The sequence below is a fragment of the Mycolicibacterium baixiangningiae genome (genome assembly GCF_016313185.1).
In the GTDB taxonomy this organism is placed as follows: domain Bacteria; phylum Actinomycetota; class Actinomycetes; order Mycobacteriales; family Mycobacteriaceae; genus Mycobacterium; species Mycobacterium baixiangningiae.
On sequence record NZ_CP066218.1, the window covers coordinates 5,223,867 to 5,242,237 of the forward strand.

At 69.3% G+C, this 18,371-nt stretch carries 16 protein-coding genes; 10 read left to right on the forward strand and 6 right to left on the reverse strand.

The window, feature by feature from the left end:
* Positions 1-18: 18 nt before the first annotated feature.
* Positions 19-2,364, reverse strand: coding sequence for an ATP-dependent zinc metalloprotease FtsH (ftsH, locus tag I7X18_RS24825; RefSeq protein ID WP_193046637.1), 2,346 nt, complete (start codon positions 2,362-2,364; stop codon positions 19-21).
* Positions 2,365-2,638: 274 nt separating this feature from the next.
* On the opposite strand from ftsH, the gene I7X18_RS24830 reads away from it, so the two are divergent.
* The 4 genes from I7X18_RS24830 to I7X18_RS24845 are packed head-to-tail and all read left to right on the forward strand — an operon-like array spanning position 2,639 to position 6,513.
* Positions 2,639-3,568: an alpha/beta fold hydrolase gene (locus I7X18_RS24830; RefSeq protein WP_193046638.1), complete on the forward strand. Its 930-nt coding sequence runs from the start codon at positions 2,639-2,641 to the stop codon at positions 3,566-3,568.
* Positions 3,565-4,755, forward strand: coding sequence for an LLM class flavin-dependent oxidoreductase (locus I7X18_RS24835; RefSeq protein WP_193046639.1), 1,191 nt, complete (start codon positions 3,565-3,567; stop codon positions 4,753-4,755). Before I7X18_RS24830 ends, I7X18_RS24835 begins: the two co-directional genes overlap by 4 nt.
* Complete coding sequence (locus I7X18_RS24840; RefSeq protein ID WP_193046640.1) at positions 4,755-5,771, forward strand: zinc-binding dehydrogenase; 1,017 nt, start codon at positions 4,755-4,757, stop codon at positions 5,769-5,771. The genes I7X18_RS24835 and I7X18_RS24840 overlap by 1 nt, the downstream gene beginning before the upstream one ends.
* Positions 5,772-5,787: 16 nt before the next feature.
* Positions 5,788-6,513 carry an SIMPL domain-containing protein gene (locus tag I7X18_RS24845; protein ID WP_193046641.1) on the forward strand — a complete coding sequence of 242 codons (726 nt, stop codon included), beginning with the start codon at positions 5,788-5,790 and terminating at the stop codon, positions 6,511-6,513.
* A gap of 13 nt (positions 6,514-6,526) precedes the next feature.
* Here I7X18_RS24845 and hpt read toward each other — a convergent pair whose 3' ends face one another.
* Genes hpt through dacB form a run of 4 tightly spaced genes read right to left on the reverse strand, consistent with a single transcriptional unit; the run spans position 6,527 to position 10,536 of the window.
* Positions 6,527-7,111 (reverse strand): hypoxanthine phosphoribosyltransferase, encoded by a 585-nt coding sequence (gene hpt, locus I7X18_RS24850; protein ID WP_193046642.1) that lies wholly within the window; start codon positions 7,109-7,111, stop codon positions 6,527-6,529.
* A 46-nt stretch (positions 7,112-7,157) separates the two neighbouring features.
* A complete protein-coding gene (gene tilS / locus I7X18_RS24855) occupies positions 7,158-8,120 on the reverse strand; it encodes a tRNA lysidine(34) synthetase TilS (RefSeq protein ID WP_193046643.1) in 963 nt (320 codons plus the stop codon).
* Positions 8,099-9,151, reverse strand: coding sequence for an Rv3626c family coenzyme F420 biosynthesis-associated protein (locus I7X18_RS24860; protein WP_193046644.1), 1,053 nt, complete (start codon positions 9,149-9,151; stop codon positions 8,099-8,101). The genes tilS and I7X18_RS24860 overlap by 22 nt, the downstream gene beginning before the upstream one ends.
* Entirely contained in the window at positions 9,148-10,536 is a 1,389-nt protein-coding gene (gene dacB, locus I7X18_RS24865; protein ID WP_193046645.1) for a D-alanyl-D-alanine carboxypeptidase/D-alanyl-D-alanine endopeptidase, read from the reverse strand. Before dacB ends, I7X18_RS24860 begins: the two co-directional genes overlap by 4 nt.
* A 129-nt stretch (positions 10,537-10,665) precedes the next feature.
* Between dacB and I7X18_RS24870 the strand changes: the two genes are divergently transcribed.
* The 6 genes from I7X18_RS24870 (at position 10,666) to I7X18_RS24895 (ending at position 16,874) form a co-directional block, all read left to right on the forward strand.
* Positions 10,666-11,151, forward strand: a complete 486-nt coding sequence (locus tag I7X18_RS24870) for an inorganic diphosphatase (protein WP_193046646.1) — start codon at positions 10,666-10,668, stop codon at positions 11,149-11,151.
* Positions 11,152-11,309: 158 nt separating this feature from the next.
* Positions 11,310-11,831, forward strand: a complete 522-nt coding sequence (locus tag I7X18_RS24875) for a 2-oxo-4-hydroxy-4-carboxy-5-ureidoimidazoline decarboxylase (protein WP_193046647.1) — start codon at positions 11,310-11,312, stop codon at positions 11,829-11,831.
* A gap of 22 nt (positions 11,832-11,853) precedes the next feature.
* On the forward strand, positions 11,854-12,867 hold the full coding sequence (gene alc, locus I7X18_RS24880) for an allantoicase (protein WP_193046648.1): 1,014 nt from the start codon (positions 11,854-11,856) through the stop codon (positions 12,865-12,867).
* Position 12,868: 1 nt separating this feature from the next.
* Positions 12,869-14,047 (forward strand): metallophosphoesterase, encoded by a 1,179-nt coding sequence (locus tag I7X18_RS24885; protein ID WP_193046649.1) that lies wholly within the window; start codon positions 12,869-12,871, stop codon positions 14,045-14,047.
* 122 nt (positions 14,048-14,169) lie between these two features.
* Positions 14,170-14,865: an ATP-binding cassette domain-containing protein gene (locus I7X18_RS24890; protein WP_193046650.1), complete on the forward strand. Its 696-nt coding sequence runs from the start codon at positions 14,170-14,172 to the stop codon at positions 14,863-14,865.
* Positions 14,866-14,879: 14 nt separating this feature from the next.
* Complete coding sequence (locus I7X18_RS24895) at positions 14,880-16,874, forward strand: YhgE/Pip domain-containing protein (protein ID WP_193046651.1); 1,995 nt, start codon at positions 14,880-14,882, stop codon at positions 16,872-16,874.
* 1 nt (position 16,875) lies between these two features.
* Here I7X18_RS24895 and I7X18_RS24900 read toward each other — a convergent pair whose 3' ends face one another.
* Positions 16,876-18,321 (reverse strand): carotenoid oxygenase family protein, encoded by a 1,446-nt coding sequence (locus I7X18_RS24900; RefSeq protein ID WP_193046652.1) that lies wholly within the window; start codon positions 18,319-18,321, stop codon positions 16,876-16,878.
* Positions 18,322-18,371: the final 50 nt, after the last annotated feature.

Consider the following 18,371-nt stretch of genomic DNA (forward strand, 5'->3'; position numbering starts at 1 on the left):
GGCCTCCTTGTGAAATTGTCAGTTCTGCGCAGGCGGGTTGGAACGGTCCCCTGGACGGTCGCCGTCGCGCCCCTGCTCCTGCTGGGGTTCGCGCGGGGGGTTGCCACCCTGAGGCTGCTGACCGGGCTGCGGGTAGGACTGGTACGGCGGATACGGCTGCTGCCGATGCGGTTCGCGCCAGCCCGACGGGTTCGGCGGCGGCGGCGGATACCAGTACCCGCCCTGCTGACCCGGACCCTGCTGGCCCGAACCCTGCGGGGGCGGCCAGCCCGGAGCGTGCCAGCCGGCGGGGGCACCGTAGTCGGGCTGCGTCGCACCGTTGGGCGCTCCGTTGCTGCCGTTGGATCCGTTGGACCCGTTCTTGCGGGCGGCTTCCTCGGCGGCCTTGCTGGCCGCGGCGATCGCGGCCTTGAACGCGGGTTCCGGCTTGGCTTGCGGCCATTCCTCACCGCGTTCGATGGCCAGCTCGCCGGGGGTCTTGATCGGCGGCTTGTCCGACGGCACGCGGCCACCGAAGTCGTCGAACATCGTCAGGCGCGGCCGCTTCTTCACATCACCGAAGATGGCTTGGAGCTCGACGCGGTGCAGGGTCTCCTTCTCCAGGAGTTCACCGGCCAGGGTGTCGAGGATGTCGCGGTACTCGGTGAGGATCTCCCACGCTTCGGTGTGGGCGGCCTCGATGAGCTTGCGGACCTCGTCGTCGATGATCTGCGCGACCTCGTGGCTGTAGTCCGACGAGGTGCCCATGGTGCGGCCGAGGAACGGGTCGCCGTGCTCGGTGCCGTACCGCACGGCACCCAGCTTGCTGCTCATGCCGTACTCGGTGACCATCGCCCTGGCGATCTTGGTGGCCTGCTGGATGTCGGACACCGCGCCGGTGGTGGGCTCGCGGAACACGAGTTCCTCTGCGGCGCGGCCACCCATGGCGAACACCAGCCGGGAGATCATCTCCGACCGGGTCATGAGGCCCTTGTCGTCCTCGGGAACGGCGACCGCGTGGCCGCCGGTGCGGCCGCGGGCGAGGATCGTCACCTTGTAGATGGGCTCGATGTCGGGCATCGCCCAGGCCGCCAGGGTGTGACCGCCCTCGTGGTAGGCGGTGATCTTCTTCTCGTGCTCGCTGATGATGCGGCTCTTGCGGCGGGGTCCGCCGACCACCCGGTCGACGGCTTCCTCGAGCGCCAGACCTGTGATGACGGTGCCGTTCTCGCGTGCGGTGAGCAGCGCGGCCTCGTTGATGACGTTGGCGAGGTCTGCGCCGGACATACCGACGGTGCGCTTGGCCAGGCCGTCGAGGTCGGCGTCGCCGGCCATCGGCTTGCCCTGCGAGTGCACCTTCAGCACGGCGCGACGGCCGGCGAGGTCGGGGCTGGTGACGGGGATCTGACGGTCGAACCGGCCCGGCCGCAGCAGCGCCGGGTCGAGGATGTCGGGTCGGTTGGTGGCCGCGATGAGGATGACGCCCTGGCGGTCGCCGAAGCCGTCCATCTCGACGAGCAGCTGGTTGAGCGTCTGCTCGCGCTCATCGTGTCCGCCACCCATACCCGCGCCGCGCTGGCGGCCGACGGCGTCGATCTCGTCGACGAAGATGATGCTCGGGCTGTTCTGTTTGGCCTGCTCGAACATGTCGCGCACGCGAGAGGCGCCGACGCCGACGAACATCTCGACGAAGTCCGAACCGGAGATGGTGAAGAACGGCACCCCGGCCTCACCGGCGACGGCGCGGGCGAGCAGCGTCTTGCCGGTGCCGGGCGGACCGTAGAGCAGCACGCCCTTGGGGATCTTCGCGCCCAGCGCCTGGTAGCGACTCGGGTTCTGCAGGAAGTCCTTGATCTCGTACAGCTCTTCGACCGCTTCGTCTGCACCTGCGACGTCGGCGAACGTGGTCTTGGGCATGTCCTTGCTGAGTTGTTTGGCCTTCGACTTGCCGAAGCCGAAGCCCATCCGGCCGCCGGTCTGCATCCGCGAGAAGAAGACGAACAGCGCCACGAGCAGGAGCAGCGGGAGCATGTAGATCAGGAGCGAACCCAGCACACTGCCCTGGTTGACGACCGTGTTGACCTTGGCGTTCTTGTTCTGCAACGCCTCGAACAGGGTGACCGCGTACCCGGTCGGGTACTTGGTGAGGATCTTGTCGCTGTCCTCGGTGTCGCCGTTGCCACTCTTCAGCTCGAGGCGCAGCTGCTGTTCGCGGTCGTCGATCTGGGCGCTGTTGACGTTGTCGGCGTTGATCTGCGCGATCGCCACGGAGGTGTCGACGGGTTTGTACCCGCGGGTGTCGTCACTGAAGTAAAAGAACGACCAACCCAGCAACAGCACGACCGCGATCACGATCAGCGTGCGGATCACATTTTTCCGGTTCATCTTCTCCTAGGCCCGCAGTGGCTGCCGGCCGCGTCCTTCCGATATGTGCAGCTGGGATAGTTCAGGCTACCGCTAGACCAACGTCTGCTTGTTCCCGACGGGAACCATGGGCACGGTCCGACGGCTTGGCCCCTCGACTTCTACCCCATGGTCGCGAATGTCGGCGATCGACGACCCCGACGTGGAAGTCGGCGAGTTCGCAGCCGCGCAGCGTTGTGGACACGGGCGTGTCCACACCCTTCCGCAGCCTCGGCCCGTGTGCTTGGGTGAAACGGTGATCACCCCGACCGAACGGTCAGTTGACACCAACGGCGTACGCCTGCACATCGTGGAGGCCGGTGAACGCGGAGCGCCCGTCGTCGTCCTCGCGCACGGCTTCCCGGAGCTCGCGTACTCGTGGCGCCATCAGATCCCAGTCCTCGCCGACGCCGGCTACCACGTGATCGCGCCCGATCAGCGTGGCTACGGCGCCTCGTCACGCCCCGAGGCCGTGAACGACTACGACATCGTCGCGCTGGCCGGAGACCTCGCCGGACTGCTCGACGACGTCGGCGCACAACGCGCGGTGATGGTCGGACACGACTGGGGATCGCCGGTGGTCACCAACTTCGCGCTGCTGCATCCCGACCGGATCGCGGCGCTTGTGAACCTCAGCGTGCCGCCGGTGCCGCGCGCCAAGAACCCGCCGACGCAGATGTGGCGCAAGACCTTCGGTGAGCACTTCTTCTACATCCTGTATTTCCAGGAGCCCGGGGTCGCCGACGCCGACCTCGGCCACAACCCGCGGGAGTCTCTGCAGCGCATGGTGGCGCTGGAGGGGTTCACCGCCCCGGCCACCGAACTCGTGGACAAACCGCTTCCGCCGCTGCCGGAGTGGATGGCCCAGGAGGAGTTCGACCACTACGCCGAGGTGTTCACCCGCACCGGCTTCACCGGCGGACTGAACTGGTACCGCAACTTCGACCGGAACTGGGAACTGACCGCCACCACACCGGCGGCCACCATCACCGTGCCGACGCTGTTCATCGCGGGCAGCGCGGACCCGGTCCTCGCTTTCACCCCGCGCCACCGGGTGACCGATCTGGTGACCGGGGAGTACCGCGAGGTGCTGCTCGACGGCGCCGGCCACTGGCTACAGCAGGAACGCCCCGACGAGGTCAACGCCCTGCTGCTGGAGCACCTGTCCGGATTGGAGCTGGTATGACCCGCAAACCGCTGGACTTCGGCGTGTTCATCACCCCGTTCCATCCCGTCGGCCAATCCCCTACCGTCGCACTGGAATACGACCTGGAACGCGTGGTGCGGCTGGATCGGCTCGGATTCGACGAGGCGTGGTTCGGCGAGCACCACTCGGGCGGTTACGAACTCATCTCCTGCCCCGAGGTGTTCATCGCCACGGCCGCGGAGCGCACCAGGCACATCCGCCTCGGCACCGGGGTGGTGTCGCTGCCATACCACCATCCGCTGATGGTGGCGGATCGCTGGGTGCTGCTGGACCACCTGACCCGGGGACGGGTCATGTTCGGCACCGGTCCGGGCGCACTGCCGTCGGACGCCTACATGATGGGCCTCGACCCGGTCGAGCAGCGCCGGATGATGCAGGAGTCGCTCGAGGCGATCCTCGCGCTGTTCCGCGCGGAGCCGGACGAACGCATCACCCGCGAGACCGACTGGTTCACGCTGCGCGACGCGCAACTGCACATCCGGCCCTACACCTGGCCGTATCCGGAGATCTCCACCGCGGCAATGATATCCCCGTCCGGGCCGCGACTGGCCGGTGCGCTGGGCACATCGCTGCTGTCACTGTCGATGTCGGTGCCCGGCGGGTTCGCCGCACTGGAGTCGACGTGGCAGGTCGTCGTCGACCAGGCCGCCAAATCCGGCCGTCCCGAACCGGACCGGGGCGACTGGCGGGTCCTGTCGATCATGCACCTCGCCGACACCCGCGAGCAGGCCATCGACGACTGCACCTACGGGTTGGCCGATTTCGCGAACTACTTCGGTGCCGCGGGGTTCGTGCCGCTGTCCAACAGCGTCGAGGGTGAACGCTCCCCTCGCGAGTTCGTCAGCGAATACGCCGCGCAGGGCAACTGCTGTATCAGCACACCGGACGACGCCATCGCCTACATCGAGGATCTGCTGGAGAAGTCCGGCGGCTTCGGGACACTGCTGCTACTCGGCCACGACTGGGCCTCACCGGAAGCCACCTACCACTCCTACGACCTGTTCGCGCGAAAGGTGATGCCGCACTTCAAGGGACAGCTGACCGCGCCGCGCGCCTCGCACGACTGGGCCAAGGGTATGCGGGACCAGTTGCTCGGCCGGGCAGGCGACGCGATCGTCAAGGCGATCACCGAGCACACCGACGAGTTGAAGACGGATACCCGGTAGTGCGCGCGGCGGTACTGCGCGACGGACGCATGGTACTGCGCGACGATGTGCCCGAACCGGTTCCGGCTCCGGGGCAGGTACTGGTCGCAGTGAAGGCGTGCGGCATCTGCGGATCCGATCTGCACTTCGCCGCACACGGCGCCGACGCGTTGGCGGCCGGAGCGCAGATGGAGGGGATGCCCGCACTCGGCGACCCCGTCGACCTGTCGGCCGATGTGTTCATGGGCCACGAGATCTCCGCCGAGGTCCTCGAGGCCGGCCCGGACACCGACGCGCCGCCGCCGGGAACCGTCGTGACCTCGATTCCGGTCCTGCTCTCGACGACAGGTGTCGCCCCGATCGTGTACTCCAACAGCGTCATCGGCGGATATGCCGAGCGCATGCTGCTCTCGGCGCCGCTGCTGCTGCCCGTGCCGAACGGGTTGGATCCCCGGCGCGCCGCACTGACCGAGCCGATGGCGGTGGGCCTGCACGCGGTGAACAAGTCCGCGATCACCCGCGGGGAGTCCGCCCTCGTGCTGGGCTGCGGGCCGATCGGAATGGCGATCATCGCCGCGCTGCGCCTCCGAGGTGTGGAACACATTGTCGCCGCGGACTTCTCGGCTTCGCGGCGCCGGCTCGCACAGACCATGGGCGCACACGAGGCCGTCGACCCGGCCCAGCGGTCACCGTTCGACGGTACGACGCCCGCGGTGGTGTTCGAAGCGGTCGGCGCGCCCGGCATCCTCAACGACATCCTGCGCCGCGCGCCCGCCCGCACCCGCGTGGTGGTCGCCGGGGTGTGCATGGAACCGGACGAGCTGGTGCCGTTCTACGCCGCCCCCAAGGAACTCACCGTCCAGTTCGTCTTCGCCTACGACGCAGGCGAGTTCGCGGAGACGTTACGCGCCATCGCCGAGGGGGCACTCGACGTCGCGCCGCTGATCACCGGGGAGGTCGGCCTCGACGGTGTGGGTGAGGCGTTCGATGCGCTAGCCCGACCCGACGAGCAATGCAAGATCTTGGTCACCCCCTGACGGTAGGGTGCCTGGCATGCCGATCGCTGCACGCGCAAAGACCCGGTTGTCCGTCCTCGCCGCGGCAGGTCTGGCGGTCATGGGCGTCGCGGCGTGTGACGCCACCTCCGGTCCCACGGCCGGCGCACCCGCGGACACTCGGCAGGTCACCGTCGTGGGAGCGGGTCAGGTTCAGGGCACACCGGACACCTTGACCGCGAGCGTCGCGATGGAGGCGATCGCCGCCGACGTGACCGGTGCGATGAACCAGTCCAGTGAACGCCAGCAGGCCGTCATCGACGCGGTGGTCGACGCCGGCGTCGCCCGCGAGGACATCAGCACCACGCAGGTCAGCCTCCAACCCCAGTTCGACGCCGACGGCACCGCGATCATCGGTTACCGGGCGAGCAATTCGATCGACGTCAAGATCCGCGATCTGAGCGCGGCGTCGCAGGCGCTTGCGTTGATCGTGAGCACGGGCGGTGACGCCACGCGCATCAACTCGGTCAACTATTCGATCGAGGACGATTCGCAGTTGATCCGCGATGCGCGGGCCCGGGCGTTCGAGGATGCCAAGGGTCGCGCCGAGCAGTACGCCGAGCTGTCCGGTCTGGACCTCGGCAACGTCATCTCGATCTCGGAGTCGGTCGGCGCACCGCCGCCCACCCCGATGCCGCGCGCTGACGTGGCGATGGCCGTCCCGCTCGAACCCGGCCAGCAGACCGTCGGGTTCAGCGTGACGGTGGTCTGGGAGCTGGACTGACGCCGCAGGGCGGTCAGCCGTCGCTGTAGACCTTCGGCTCGAGGGTGCCGATGTAGGGCAGGTCCCGGTAGCGCTCGGCGTAGTCCAGGCCGTAGCCGACGACGAACTCGTTGGGGATGTCGAAACCCACATAGGTGATGTCGACGTCGGCGCGTACGGCGTCGGGTTTGCGCAGCAGCGTGCACACCCGCAACGAGCGCGGCTGCCGGGTGGCCAGGTTGCGCAGCAGCCACGACAGCGTGAGGCCGGAGTCGACGATGTCCTCGACGATCAGCACGTCACGGTCGTTGATGTCGCGGTCGAGGTCTTTGAGGATGCGTACCACCCCCGACGACGAGGTCGAGGATCCATACGAGCTGACGGCCATGAACTCGAGCTGCGTGGGCAGCGGGATCGAGCGGGCCAGATCGGTGACGAACATGACGGCGCCCTTGAGCACCGTCACCAGCAGCAGGTCCTGCCCGTGCTCGGTGACGGCGTCGCGATAAGTGTCGGCGATCTGCGCAGCCAGCTCGGCCGTCCGAGCCTGGATTCGTTCCTCCGAAAGCAACACTGATTTGATGTCGCCGTCGTACAGGTCGGCTGAATGCGCAGGCACGTCCCAAGCGTGCCATGCCGTTGGGGCCGGAACCAACGCGGCTGTTCTACACCGGCTCACGACGCAGGGTCAGGATCCCGTCGCGGCGCCCGGCGATCAGGCGCTGACGCGTCAGCTCCGAGCCGACCGCGACCCCGCCCTGTCCGCGCCAGGCGCTGACCAGGGCGTCGACTCCCTGGATCTGGGTGTCGGTCAGCCCGCGGGCGCCACCGGCGAGCAGCCAGGCGCGGATCACCCGGCGCCGGATGGCGGCGGGCAGCATCGCCAGCCGTGCAGTGTCGAGGCCCACACCGGTCGTCACGTCGCCCAGCGCCGCGTCGGCCTGTGCGTCGAGGGTGTCGTTGTCGTCCTGCAGCGCGGCGGCGGTCCGGGCCAGCGCCCCGGCCACCCCACCGGCGAGCACGTCCTCCAGTAGCGGCAGCACCTCGGTGCGCAGCCGGCTGCGGGTGTACCGGGGGTCGGCGTTGTGCGGATCCACCCACGGCTGCAGCCCGAGTTCGGCACAGGCGGCGACGGTGGCTGCGCGCCGCACCCCCAGCAGGGGGCGGAACCACGGCGGGTCACACACCCGCATGCCGGCGATCGACCGTGGCCCCGAACCGCGGCCCAGCCCCAGCAGCACCGTCTCCGCCTGATCGTCGAGGGTGTGGGCCAGCAGCACCGGGGCGTCCCCGTGCGCCGCGCTCAGCGCGTCGTAGCGGGCGGTGCGCGCGGCGGCTTCCGGACCGCCCGCGGTTCCGACGGCGACGGTCAGTACCCGCGCGTCGGCGCAGCCGAGCGTCACGGCCTGTTCCCGGGCCGTCTCGGCGACAGCGGCCGAACCCGGCTGCAGACCGTGGTCGACGATCAGCGCGGTGGTGGGCAGGATCCCGGCGGCCACCGCGGTCAGGGCCAGTGAATCGGCTCCACCGGACAGCGCCACACACCACCGTCGCTGCCCGGACATGTGGCGGCGGGCGAACCCGGCCACCTCCGCGCGCAGCGCAGCTACAGCACGCGGTCGATCCATCGCTGCGGCTCGTCGACTTCGGTTGGCAGCGGCAGGGTTTCGGGCCCGGACCAGACGGTGTTGAACCGCTCCATCCCGACTCTGGACACCACGTGATCGACGAACGCCTTACCGCGGGTGTACTGGCTGATCTTGGCGTCGACGCCGAGCAGGGCCCGCATGATGCGCTGCACCGGCGGCTGTTTGCGCTGGCGCCGCTGGTTGAAGCGGGCACGGATGGTCGCGACCGACGGCACGACGGCCGGACCCACCGCGTCCATCACATGGTCGGCGTGGCCTTCGAGCAACGTGCCGAGTACCAGCAGTTGATCGAGTGCGCGCCGCTGCGGTTCGGCCTGCACCGCGCGCATCAACCCCAGCACGCCCGTCGAGTTCGGGTCGGTGTGCGCATCCCGATTGCGGACGAAGTCGGCCAGCCGCGCGGCCACCTCGGTGACGTCGTCGCCGCCGTCCTTGGTCAGCACCGCGAGCGCCGACGACATGTGATCGGCGAGCCAGGGATTGGCGCGGAACTGCACCCGGTGGGTGACCTCGTGCAGACACACCCAGAGCCGGAAGTCTGCGGGCGACACCCTCAGCTGACGCTCCACCGCAATGACATTCGGCCACACGAGCAGTAGCTCCCCGCCCTGCCCGCCGCCGTCGGCGAACGGGTCGTATTGCCCGAGGATGCCCGACGACACGAACGCCAGCACCGCGCCCGTCTGCGCCCCGGTCACGTGTCCGGTGACGAAGCCGCTCGGCCGGTCGGTGCCGCCGGTCATCACCCGCATCGACTGCGCGGCGGCGCGGATCCACCCGGGGCGGTCGACGATGCGTGCCTCGGTGACCGCGCTGCCTTCGTTGAGCCCGGTGACCTCGCGCACCGGTAGTTCGGCTTCCCGCGCCGCCGTCGCGAGCTGCTCGATGGCCTGGTTGCGGGTGTAGTCGGTGGCCGGCGGCCCGGGTCGCGCCAGTCTGGCGCCGACGGTGGCGGCGAACCGCCAGTCCACGGTGCGGCCGACGGTGAGATCGTCCGCCGAGGCGCTCATGAGCCGCACCCGCAGGTGCGCAGCGTGGCCGCCAGCGCGTCCAGGGCCGTACGGCCGGTCGGGCCGGCGTTGTTCGACATGAGCGCGAAGGTCAGCACACGTCCGCGGGCGTCGGTGACGATGCCCGTCAGTGAGTTGGTGCCGGTCAGCGATCCGGTCTTGGCGCGCAGCCAGCCGGCGGCGGCGCGGCCGGGGGCGGTGTCGAGGTAGCGGTTCGACAACGTGCCGCTGCCCCCGGCGATCGGCAGCAGGTCCACCAGCGGGCGGAGCGCGGGCTGCTCGTCACCGGCGGCGGCGGTGACGACCTCGTCGAGAGTCCGCGCGGTCAAGCGGTCGTCGACCGACAGGCCGCTGGAGTCGAGCAGCCGCGCGCCCCTGGTGTCGACGCCGGCCGTACGCAGTTGTGCGAGCACCGCTTTCGCCCCCTCTTCGAAGCTCTGGGGGCGGCCGAGCTGGGCGGCCACTTCCCTGCCGATCGCCTCGGCCATCACGTTGTCGGAGGCGTTCATCATCACCCGCAGCCGCTCCATCAGCGGTGGTGACTGCACGGCCGCGATCTGCCGCCCGCCCCGGTACGGCCCCGGCAACACCGTCACCTCGGCGGGGTCGATGCGCAGCGCGGTGGCCAGGGCGCGTCCCGCGTCGACCGCCGGGGTGAGCGAGCGGCGGGATTCTTCGCTGACGGGTTGTGTGCGCCCGGCGTCGAGCATGACCGGAACCATCGGCGCGATGTCGCCGCCGGGGATGTCCAGCGGATCCCACCCGGGCGCCATGTCTGGTCCGGAGTACGCGCTGGTGTCGACGGCCACCGCGGTGGGTTCGACGCCGCTGCGCCGCACCTGGTCGGCGAGTTCGCTGATGCGGGCGGCGTCCTTGTACCAGGTGTCGGTGCCGCGCGGCGCCGCGGACAGGGTCGGGTCGCCGCCGCCCTTGAGGACCACCAGGCCGGGGTCACGCTTCTGGTCGCCGGCCACGACGGTGGTGGTCAGCTTGGCGTCGCGGTCCAGGGTCAGCAGCGCCGCGGCCGCGGTGAGCACCTTGTTGGTCGAGGCGGGTTGCATCGGGACGTCGGCGCGCTGGTCCCACAACGGGTCGCCGGTCATGGCATCGGTGACGCGGCCGGCCAGATCGCCGAGGTTCGGGTCGGCCAGGGCCGGTGCCAGCGCCGCGGCGAGACCCGCGTCGGTCGGTGTCGGTGCGGATGCGGCGACAGGGACGACGGCCGGATTCGCGGTGGCCGGGGCGGGCACGGGCTTGGCGGCCTGGGCGTCGCCGGTGGTGCGGCCGGTGAGCACCGCGGCGGCCGCGACGACGACGGCGACCAGCAGCAGTACCGCGAGGCTGACCACCACATGGGTTGATCGCCGCCACCGGGTCGGCCGCATAGCACTCCTGCTGTCGAATGAAGGGTGAGCGAACCACCCCGCCAACAGCAGCGTATCGCTCGTTTACTGTGGACCCGCGTCGTCACCCGACGACCCCCCGGCTGAAAACACGCGAAGGAGCCGACTGCGGTGGAGTTCGACGTCGTCATCGAGATCCCGAAGGGTTCGCGCAACAAGTACGAGGTGGACCACGACAGCGGCCGGCTCAAACTGGACCGCTACCTGTACACCTCGATGGGCTACCCCACGGACTACGGGTTCATCGAGAACTCCCTCGGCGAGGACGGCGATCCGCTCGACGCGCTGGTGTTGCTGCCCGAGTCGGTCTTCCCCGGCTGCATCGTCGAGGCGCGCCCGGTGGCGATGTTCCAGATGACCGACGAGGCCGGCGGCGACGACAAGGTGCTGTGCGTGCCCGCGGGCGACAAGCGCTGGGATCACATCCAGGACCTCGCCGACGTTCCGGAGCAGGTACTCGAAGAGGTCAAGCACTTCTTCGTGCACTACAAGGACCTGGAGCCGAACAAGTACGTCAAGGCAGCGGACTGGACCGGCCGCGAGGCGGCCGAGGCCGAGGTGAAGCGGTCGTTCGAGCGGTACACGCCGGGTCACTGACCGCCGGAGGCGGTCGTCAGGCAGGTGACCGCCGGAGGCGATCGTCAGGCAGGTGACCGCCGGAGGCGGTCGTCAGGCAGGTGACCGCCGGGACCTGAATTATCGCGCCCGTAACATGGCGTAACGCGGCTGTGCCATGGGGCTTTGATCATGGGCCCATGCTGATGCACCAGGGCATTGGCCTCGCGGCCTACAACAACATGCCGATCCGCCGCGCCGTCCACGCGGTGTACGAGTGCTGCTGCAGCGTGGCCCTGGCCGCCGACCTGGCCCGCGGCCGGCCGTACGCGAACCACGACGAGTTGTTCCGGCAGGCCGACGCGCTGCTGTTCGCCCTGTCCGAGGAGTCCATCGACTCGATCCTGCAGGCGTATCCGGACGTCGGCCGCCGCCCGGGCAGCGAGAAGTCCGCGGCTGAGCAGTGCGCGGTGTTCGACGAGCGGCCGGAAGTGATGGAGCAACTGAGCTCGGCCTCCCGCCGCTACATCGAACGCTTCGGGTTCGGATTCGTCATGTACTGCAACGGTTTCTGCGCCCAGGACGTGCTGGGCACCATCACCGACCGCCTGCACAACGACGTCGACACCGAGCGCAAAGTGGTGCGCAACGAGCTGGCCCGGATCAACCGGGCCCGGCTCGAGCGGATGCTCGGGCCCGAAGGCGGCTACAGCAACTGGTGAGGTTCTCCCCTACGCTGCGCGGGTGAGCACCCCGCATTCTCATTTCCTCTCGTTGCCCGACCTCGCCTCCCGCGCGGCGGGCGGTGCCGTTGTGTGGGCCAACGACGAGTTGTTCGCCGAGAAGGAGAACCTGATCACCCCGGCCGCCGCCGAGTACCGTCCGGCGACGTTCGGCCACAAGGGCCAGGTGTACGACGGGTGGGAGACGCGGCGGCGCCGCGGCGCCGACCGGGAGTCCTGCGATTCGGCGATCGTCCGGCTCGGTGTGCCCGGCGTCGTACGCGGTGTCGTGGTGGACACGGCCTGGTTCACCGGCAACTACCCGCCGGAGGTGTCGGTCGAGGCCGCCTACGTCGCCGGCCATCCGTCGGCGACCGATCTCGCCGAGCACACCCACTGGACGACGATCGTCGAGCGCAGCCCCGCCAACGGGGACACCCGCAATCCGTTCGCGGTCGGTTCGGGGCGGCGCTGGTCGCATGTGAAGCTGTCGATCTACCCCGACGGCGGTGTGGCCCGCCTGCGGGTACACGGTGAGGGCCTGCTGGACCCGCAGTTCGCCGAACTGCCGCTGGATCTGGCGGCACTGGAGAACGGCGGCCGAATCACGGGGTGTTCCAACATGTTCTACAGCTCACCCAACAATCTGCTGCTGCCTGGCACCGCACGCACCATGGGCGACGGGTGGGAGACCTCGCGGCGGCGCGATGCGGGCAACGACTGGGTGCAGGTGCAGTTGGCCGCCCAGGGCGTGCTGAGCTTCGCCGAAGTCGACACGTCGTATTTCATCGGCAACGCACCGGGTTCCGCGCGGCTGCGGGGGCGCGACGGCGAGGGCGAATGGTTCGACCTGCTCGACGAGGTGGCGCTGCAGCCCGACACACGGCACCGGTTCCTCATCGACGCTCAGCGGCCGGTGACCGAGGCCCGGCTTGACGTGTTCCCCGACGGCGGCATGGCGCGGTTGCGGTTGTTCGGCCGCCTCACCGACGACGGTCTGCGCGGTGTCGCGGAGAAGTGGAGCCTGTCGGGCTGACATGTTCATCGTCATCCTCGCCGCGATCCTGGCGCTGATCCACCTCTATCTGTGGAAGCGCCTGGTGAGGGACACCACCCGGCCGGGACGAGCCCGCCGGCTCCTGACCGCCGCCCTCCTCGGATGCCTGGTCCTGCTGTTCGCGGCGCTGCTCCTGCCGAGGACGATCGGTGTCCGGGAGTCGGCGTGGTTCGCGTGGCCGGGGTACCTCTGGTTCGGGCTCGCCGCCTACCTTCTGCTGGCACTGCTCGTGCTGGAACCGGTCCGGCTGGCACTTCGTGTCCGCACGCGGCGGCGACGGGCGCGCCCGGACACGGCGGAGCAGGCCGCCGCCTCGTCGGACGTGAACCGGCGCCTGTTCCTGGCCCGTGCCGGGGCAGCGGCGGCGGGCGCGGCGTCGGTGGGCCTGGTCGGGTTCGGTGCGGCGACTGCATTGGGCCCGCCGAATGTGCTCACCGTCCCGGTCCGGCTGCGCCGCCTCGACCCCGCGTTCAGCGGCTTCCGGATCGCGGTGGTGTCGGACATCCACCTGGGGCCGCTGGCGGGCCGGGCGCACACCGAGCGGATCGTGCGGATGATCAACGAGGCCGGGCCCGACCTCGTGGCGATCGTCGGTGACCTGGTCGACGGCACGGTCGCCGAACTCGGCCCGGCCGCTGAGCCGTTGCGCGACCTCAGCGCTCCCGAGGGCACGTTCTTCGTCACCGGAAATCACGAGTACATCGTCGACGACCCGTTTGCGTGGCTGCGTGAACTGGAACGCCTGGGCGTGCAGCCGCTACGCAACGAGAACACGGCGATCACGCGCGGCGGGGCGGCCTTTCACCTGGCCGGCGTCAACGACCTCGCCGGTGAATCGCATTCCGACGCACCGGATTTCGACCGCGCCCTGGCCGGGCTCGACGCCGCCCGCCCGACGGTGTTACTGGCGCACCAGCCGATACAGGTCACCGAGGCCGCCGCCCGCGGGGTCGACCTGCAGTTGTCCGGGCACACCCACGGCGGCCAGATGTGGCCGTTCCACTACGCCGTCGGTGCCGTGCAGCCCGCGATCGCGGGGCTGTCCACGGTTGACGACACCCAGTTGTACGTGAGTCGCGGCGCGGGGTTCTGGGGTCCACCTGTGCGGATCGGCGCGCCACCGGACATCACGGTGTTGTCGTTGCGGACCGACCGGTGACATCGGCCGGCCGACGTGGGCAATGCCATCCCTTGCCTGCGCGAATTCCATATCCTTGACCGAGACCTGAGCCGACATCTCCGCGACAGCGCCGACTCGACTCGGCCCTCGAAGGAGGTCGCATGTCCGACGTTCCAGAAGTGGCCGTCGCGGCCCGCGGCATCGCGGTGTCGGGTCCGTGGGGTCCGGTGTACGGGCCCGTCGACCTCGACGTCGACTCCGGTGGGGTTACCGTCCTGGTCTGCCCGGCCGGATCGGGGCGTACCGCCCTGCTGTTGACGCTGGCGGGGCGGATGCGCCCGAACCGTGGGGCGCTCTCGGTTTTCGGTGTCACCGATCCGCGGCGTATCTTCAGGATGTCGGCGATCGCCGGCATCGACGAACTCGACCAGGTGGCCGAATCGGTGACCGTCCGCGACGCGGTGACCGAACAGCTGCGCTGGAACGCCCCCTGGTACCGGTTCGTCCGCCGCGCCCGCGCGGCGGACCTGCGCACGGTGTGCGCGCCGGTGTTCGGTGACCTGCCGCTGCCGCCGCTCACCGAGTACGTCGAAGAGCTCTCCGAACTGGACCGCCTGCTGCTGCGCATCGCGTTGGCCAACACGGCACTCCCACCGCTGCTGGTGGTGGGCAACCTCGACTACGTCACCAGCGATCACAACCGAGAGCTATTGCTGCAGCGGCTGATCGAGCTCGGCCGTAGGCAGACCGTCATCACCACCACCGTCAACGGCGTCACGAGCGCCGCGGTGCGCGCGCAGATCGTCGTCGACAACACCTCCCGGGCCGATCTCGTTCACGGCCAGAAGGGCGAATGATCATGCTGGCCGGGATGTCCCTGGGGACCGACATCAAGCGCTACTCCCGGGGCACGCTACCCCGCATCGCATTGGTGACGATCGTGCTCCTGCCGCTGCTGTACGGCGCGATGTACCTGTGGGCGTTCTGGAATCCGTTCGCCGAGGTGAACCGGCTGCCCGTCGCACTCGTCAATGAGGATGTCGGCGCGCAAACCGGGGGCCGCCATGTCAACGCCGGCGACCAGGTGGCCGGCACGTTGCTGGCATCCGGCCAGCTCGATCTGCACCCAGTTTCGGCGGAGGAGGCGGCCAGGGGCGTCGAGGACGGCCGCTACTACTTCAGCGTCACCATCCCCGCCGACTTCAGCGCGGCAGTCGCCTCACCGGCCGGCGATGCGCCGCGCAAGGCGCAGTTGCGATTCACGTTCAACAACACGAACAACTACTTGGCGTCGATCATCGGGCAGAACGCCGCCCGAGATGTGGCGGCGCAGGTCGACGCCGCGATCGGGCAGCAGACGGTCGGCCAGGTGCTCGACGGCGTCGAGGACGCCGGTGCTGGGCTGCGCCGGGCGGCCGACGGTGCGGACCAGTTGCGCGACGGTCTGGTGCAGGCCGACGACGGTGCACACCGGTTGGCGTCGGGATCCGCCGAGCTCTCCGAGGGTCTGGTGACCGCGCGGGACGGTTCGGCGACGCTGGCCGCCGGCGCCGACGAGTTGTCCGCCGGGATCAGTACGGCGACGGATCCGCTGCTCACCGTGCTGGACCGGGTCGGCGGCCTGGGGCTGAACCCCGACGAAGTGGGTTTGCTGGCATCGGATGTGAGCGGTCTGGTCCGCTCGGCGAGTGATCGCATCGCCTCGTTGAACATCGACCAGGCGCAGGCGGCCGTCATCGTCGATCAGGTGATCGGGTTCCTGCGCGCGAATCCGGATCCGACGCTGCGCGCCCTCGGCGACACCCTGGCCGGCGCCCAGCGACTGCTGCGGGCACAGAACGCCGATCCGACCACCGATCAGGGTCTGATCACGCTGCGCGACAAGGCCGCTCAACTGGAAGCCGAGTTCGGCGATCCGAACAGTTCGCTACGGACGTTCCTGACCCGGGCGCTGACCGGCGGACTGCGTGCCGACGTGGAACGCCTGCGCGACGGCGCCGCCCAATTGAGCAGCGGCGCAAACCAACTCAACAGTGGTCTCGACGCACTCGCCGCCGGCGGCAGTCAGGTGTCGCAGGGTTCGGCCACGCTCGCCGACGGCACCGGCCGGCTGCGGGACGGCAGTGCGGAACTGGCCACGGGCCTGCGCGACGGTGCCGGACAGGTGCCGCAGTGGTCGGACCGGCAGCGCAGCGAGGTCGCCCAGACCCTGGCCCAGCCGGTCGCCATCGATCAGGTGGTGGAGAACCCGGCGGCGACGTTCGGTACCGGGTTCGCGCCGTTCTTCCTGCCGCTGGCGTTGTTCATCGGCGCGCTGATCATCTGGATGCTGTTGACCCCGCTGCAGGCCCGGCCGATCGTCAACGGTCTCGGCGCGCTGCGGGTGGTGCTGGCCTCGTACTGGCCAGCCCTGCTCATCGCGTTGTGCCAGGTGGTCGTGATGTATCTGGTCGTGCACTTCGGGGTGGGGTTGAAGGCGACGCACGCGCTGGGCACAGTGCTGTTCCTGATGCTGGTGGCCGGCGCGTTCCTCGCCCTCATCCAGGCGTTCAACGCGCTGTTCGGGGTCGCGGTGGGCCGGGTGGTGACGCTGGCGTTCCTGATGTTCCAGCTGGTGTCGGCGGGCGGCATCTATCCGGTGGAGACCACCCCGAAACCGTTCCAGGTACTGCATGTGGTCGACCCGATGACGTACGCCGTCAACGGTTTACGTCAGCTGACGGTCGGCGGTATCGACTCCCGTCTCGGCGTGGCGATCGCGGTGCTCACCGGGGTTCTGGCGGTGTCACTGGCGGCCAGTTCGTGGGCGGCCCGGCGCAACCGGCAGTACACGATGGAACGCCTCAAACCGCCGATCGAGGTGTGAGTCAGCGGTCGGCAGGGATCCAGTTGCCGTGAAAGCCGGCCGGAACCCGGTGCGGCAGTCCGATGGTCGCGACGTCTTCAAGTGTCTGCGCGTCGAGGATCGCCAGCGCGCTGCGGCCGACAGTCCGGTCGTACACGTAGCCCATCAGCACACCGTCGTCCTCCGCGGCGTCCGGTGAGGACGGATGAAAAATGAACTCACCCAGGGCTTTCCCCTCGCCGAAGGACCGTGTCAGCGTCTCGCCGACCGCGAGGTCATGCTTGATCAGCACATCGGAACCGGTCGCACGGTCACCGACCGCGGGTGCGTACCCGTAGCGGCTCCGTTTGCCCACCAGGCGCTCGTCCACACGCGGGAACTCCTGCGCGCGGTCATCGATCCGGGCCTCGCGCACCTTGCCGTCTGCCAGGTCGACCGTCCAGCGGTCCAGCGTGGGGGGCCCTTCGTTCGGGCCGAGATGGTCGGTGGCGAACACCTTCGGATGCCGGATGACGTCGAGCACGATCGTGTCGCCGTCCTCGTAGGCGTTCATCGGATGGAAGACGTAGCACGGCTCGACGTCGAACCAGCGCACGTCGGCCGAACCGCCGTCGCGCGGCATCACCCCGACGCGCGCCGGGTACCGCGGATTCCACGAGTACGGGAACCGCCGGTCCGAGGCCGCCGTGACCGTCGGCTGCCGCGCACTGATCGGGTCGGGCACGCGCACCCGCCCGATCACCGCCGACAACAGCAGGCGCGCCGGCAGCCGTAACCCGCGCGGCACGGTCATTTCCGTCGCCTGACGGACGTCGAACGTGACAGGCAGGTCGTAGAACACGACATGGCGTTCCGTCAGCGAGAAGTCGTGCATCATCGGGCTGCCGCTCACTTCGATGTCGACGGTGCGTTTGGCGCGACCGTCGACGCCGATCACCGAGTACTGCACGGTGTTGCCGCGGTTCATGCTGTAGGACACCGCGTGTAGTTCGCCCGTGTCGGGGTCCCGCTTGGGATGTGCGGTGTAGCCGCCGGTGAGCGTGCCGTCGAAGTCGCAGACGCCGACCGTGTCGAGTTCGTCGGTCAGCTCGTAGTTCGCCTGCCCGGCCTCGATCAGTGCGAGCGTCTTGCCCGCATGTCCGATGACGTTGGTGTTGGCGCCCATCGGGGATGCGCCGAAGTGCCCGCGGGGCCGGGGTTCGCCCAGCACGCGGGCCGCCTGGGGTCCGCGCACCCACCGGTTGCGGTACCACTCGGCCCCGCCGTCGCGGATGCGGATGCCGTGCACCATGCCGTCGCCGATGAACCAGTGATAGAGCTCCGGATCGACCTCGCCGATCGGGTTGGGCCCGTTGCGCAGATAACGGCCGTCGAGGTACTCGGGGATCACGCCCTCGACCTCCAGATCGGTGAGTGTGTACTCCTGCGCCAGTGGCGCGAAGAAATCCTCCAGATAGCGATTGGTCACAGTGCCCCCCAATAACAGTGTTATAACCCTTCCGCCAGGTATAACACTGT

What these genes read in the sequence shown, in the direction of transcription:
- ftsH (WP_193046637.1), bottom strand. Translation starts at nt 2,364, where the DNA reads ATGAACCGGAAAAATGTGATCCGCACGCTGATCGTGATCGCGGTCGTG.
- I7X18_RS24835 (WP_193046639.1), top strand. Translation starts at nt 3,565, where the DNA reads ATGACCCGCAAACCGCTGGACTTCGGCGTGTTCATCACCCCGTTCCAT.
- I7X18_RS24845 (WP_193046641.1), top strand. Translation starts at nt 5,788, where the DNA reads ATGCCGATCGCTGCACGCGCAAAGACCCGGTTGTCCGTCCTCGCCGCG.
- tilS (WP_193046643.1), bottom strand. Translation starts at nt 8,120, where the DNA reads ATGGATCGACCGCGTGCTGTAGCTGCGCTGCGCGCGGAGGTGGCCGGG.
- I7X18_RS24860 (WP_193046644.1), bottom strand. Translation starts at nt 9,151, where the DNA reads ATGAGCGCCTCGGCGGACGATCTCACCGTCGGCCGCACCGTGGACTGG.
- dacB (WP_193046645.1), bottom strand. Translation starts at nt 10,536, where the DNA reads ATGCGGCCGACCCGGTGGCGGCGATCAACCCATGTGGTGGTCAGCCTC.
- I7X18_RS24875 (WP_193046647.1), top strand. Translation starts at nt 11,310, where the DNA reads ATGCTGATGCACCAGGGCATTGGCCTCGCGGCCTACAACAACATGCCG.
- I7X18_RS24885 (WP_193046649.1), top strand. Translation starts at nt 12,869, where the DNA reads ATGTTCATCGTCATCCTCGCCGCGATCCTGGCGCTGATCCACCTCTAT.
- I7X18_RS24890 (WP_193046650.1), top strand. Translation starts at nt 14,170, where the DNA reads ATGTCCGACGTTCCAGAAGTGGCCGTCGCGGCCCGCGGCATCGCGGTG.
- I7X18_RS24895 (WP_193046651.1), top strand. Translation starts at nt 14,880, where the DNA reads ATGTCCCTGGGGACCGACATCAAGCGCTACTCCCGGGGCACGCTACCC.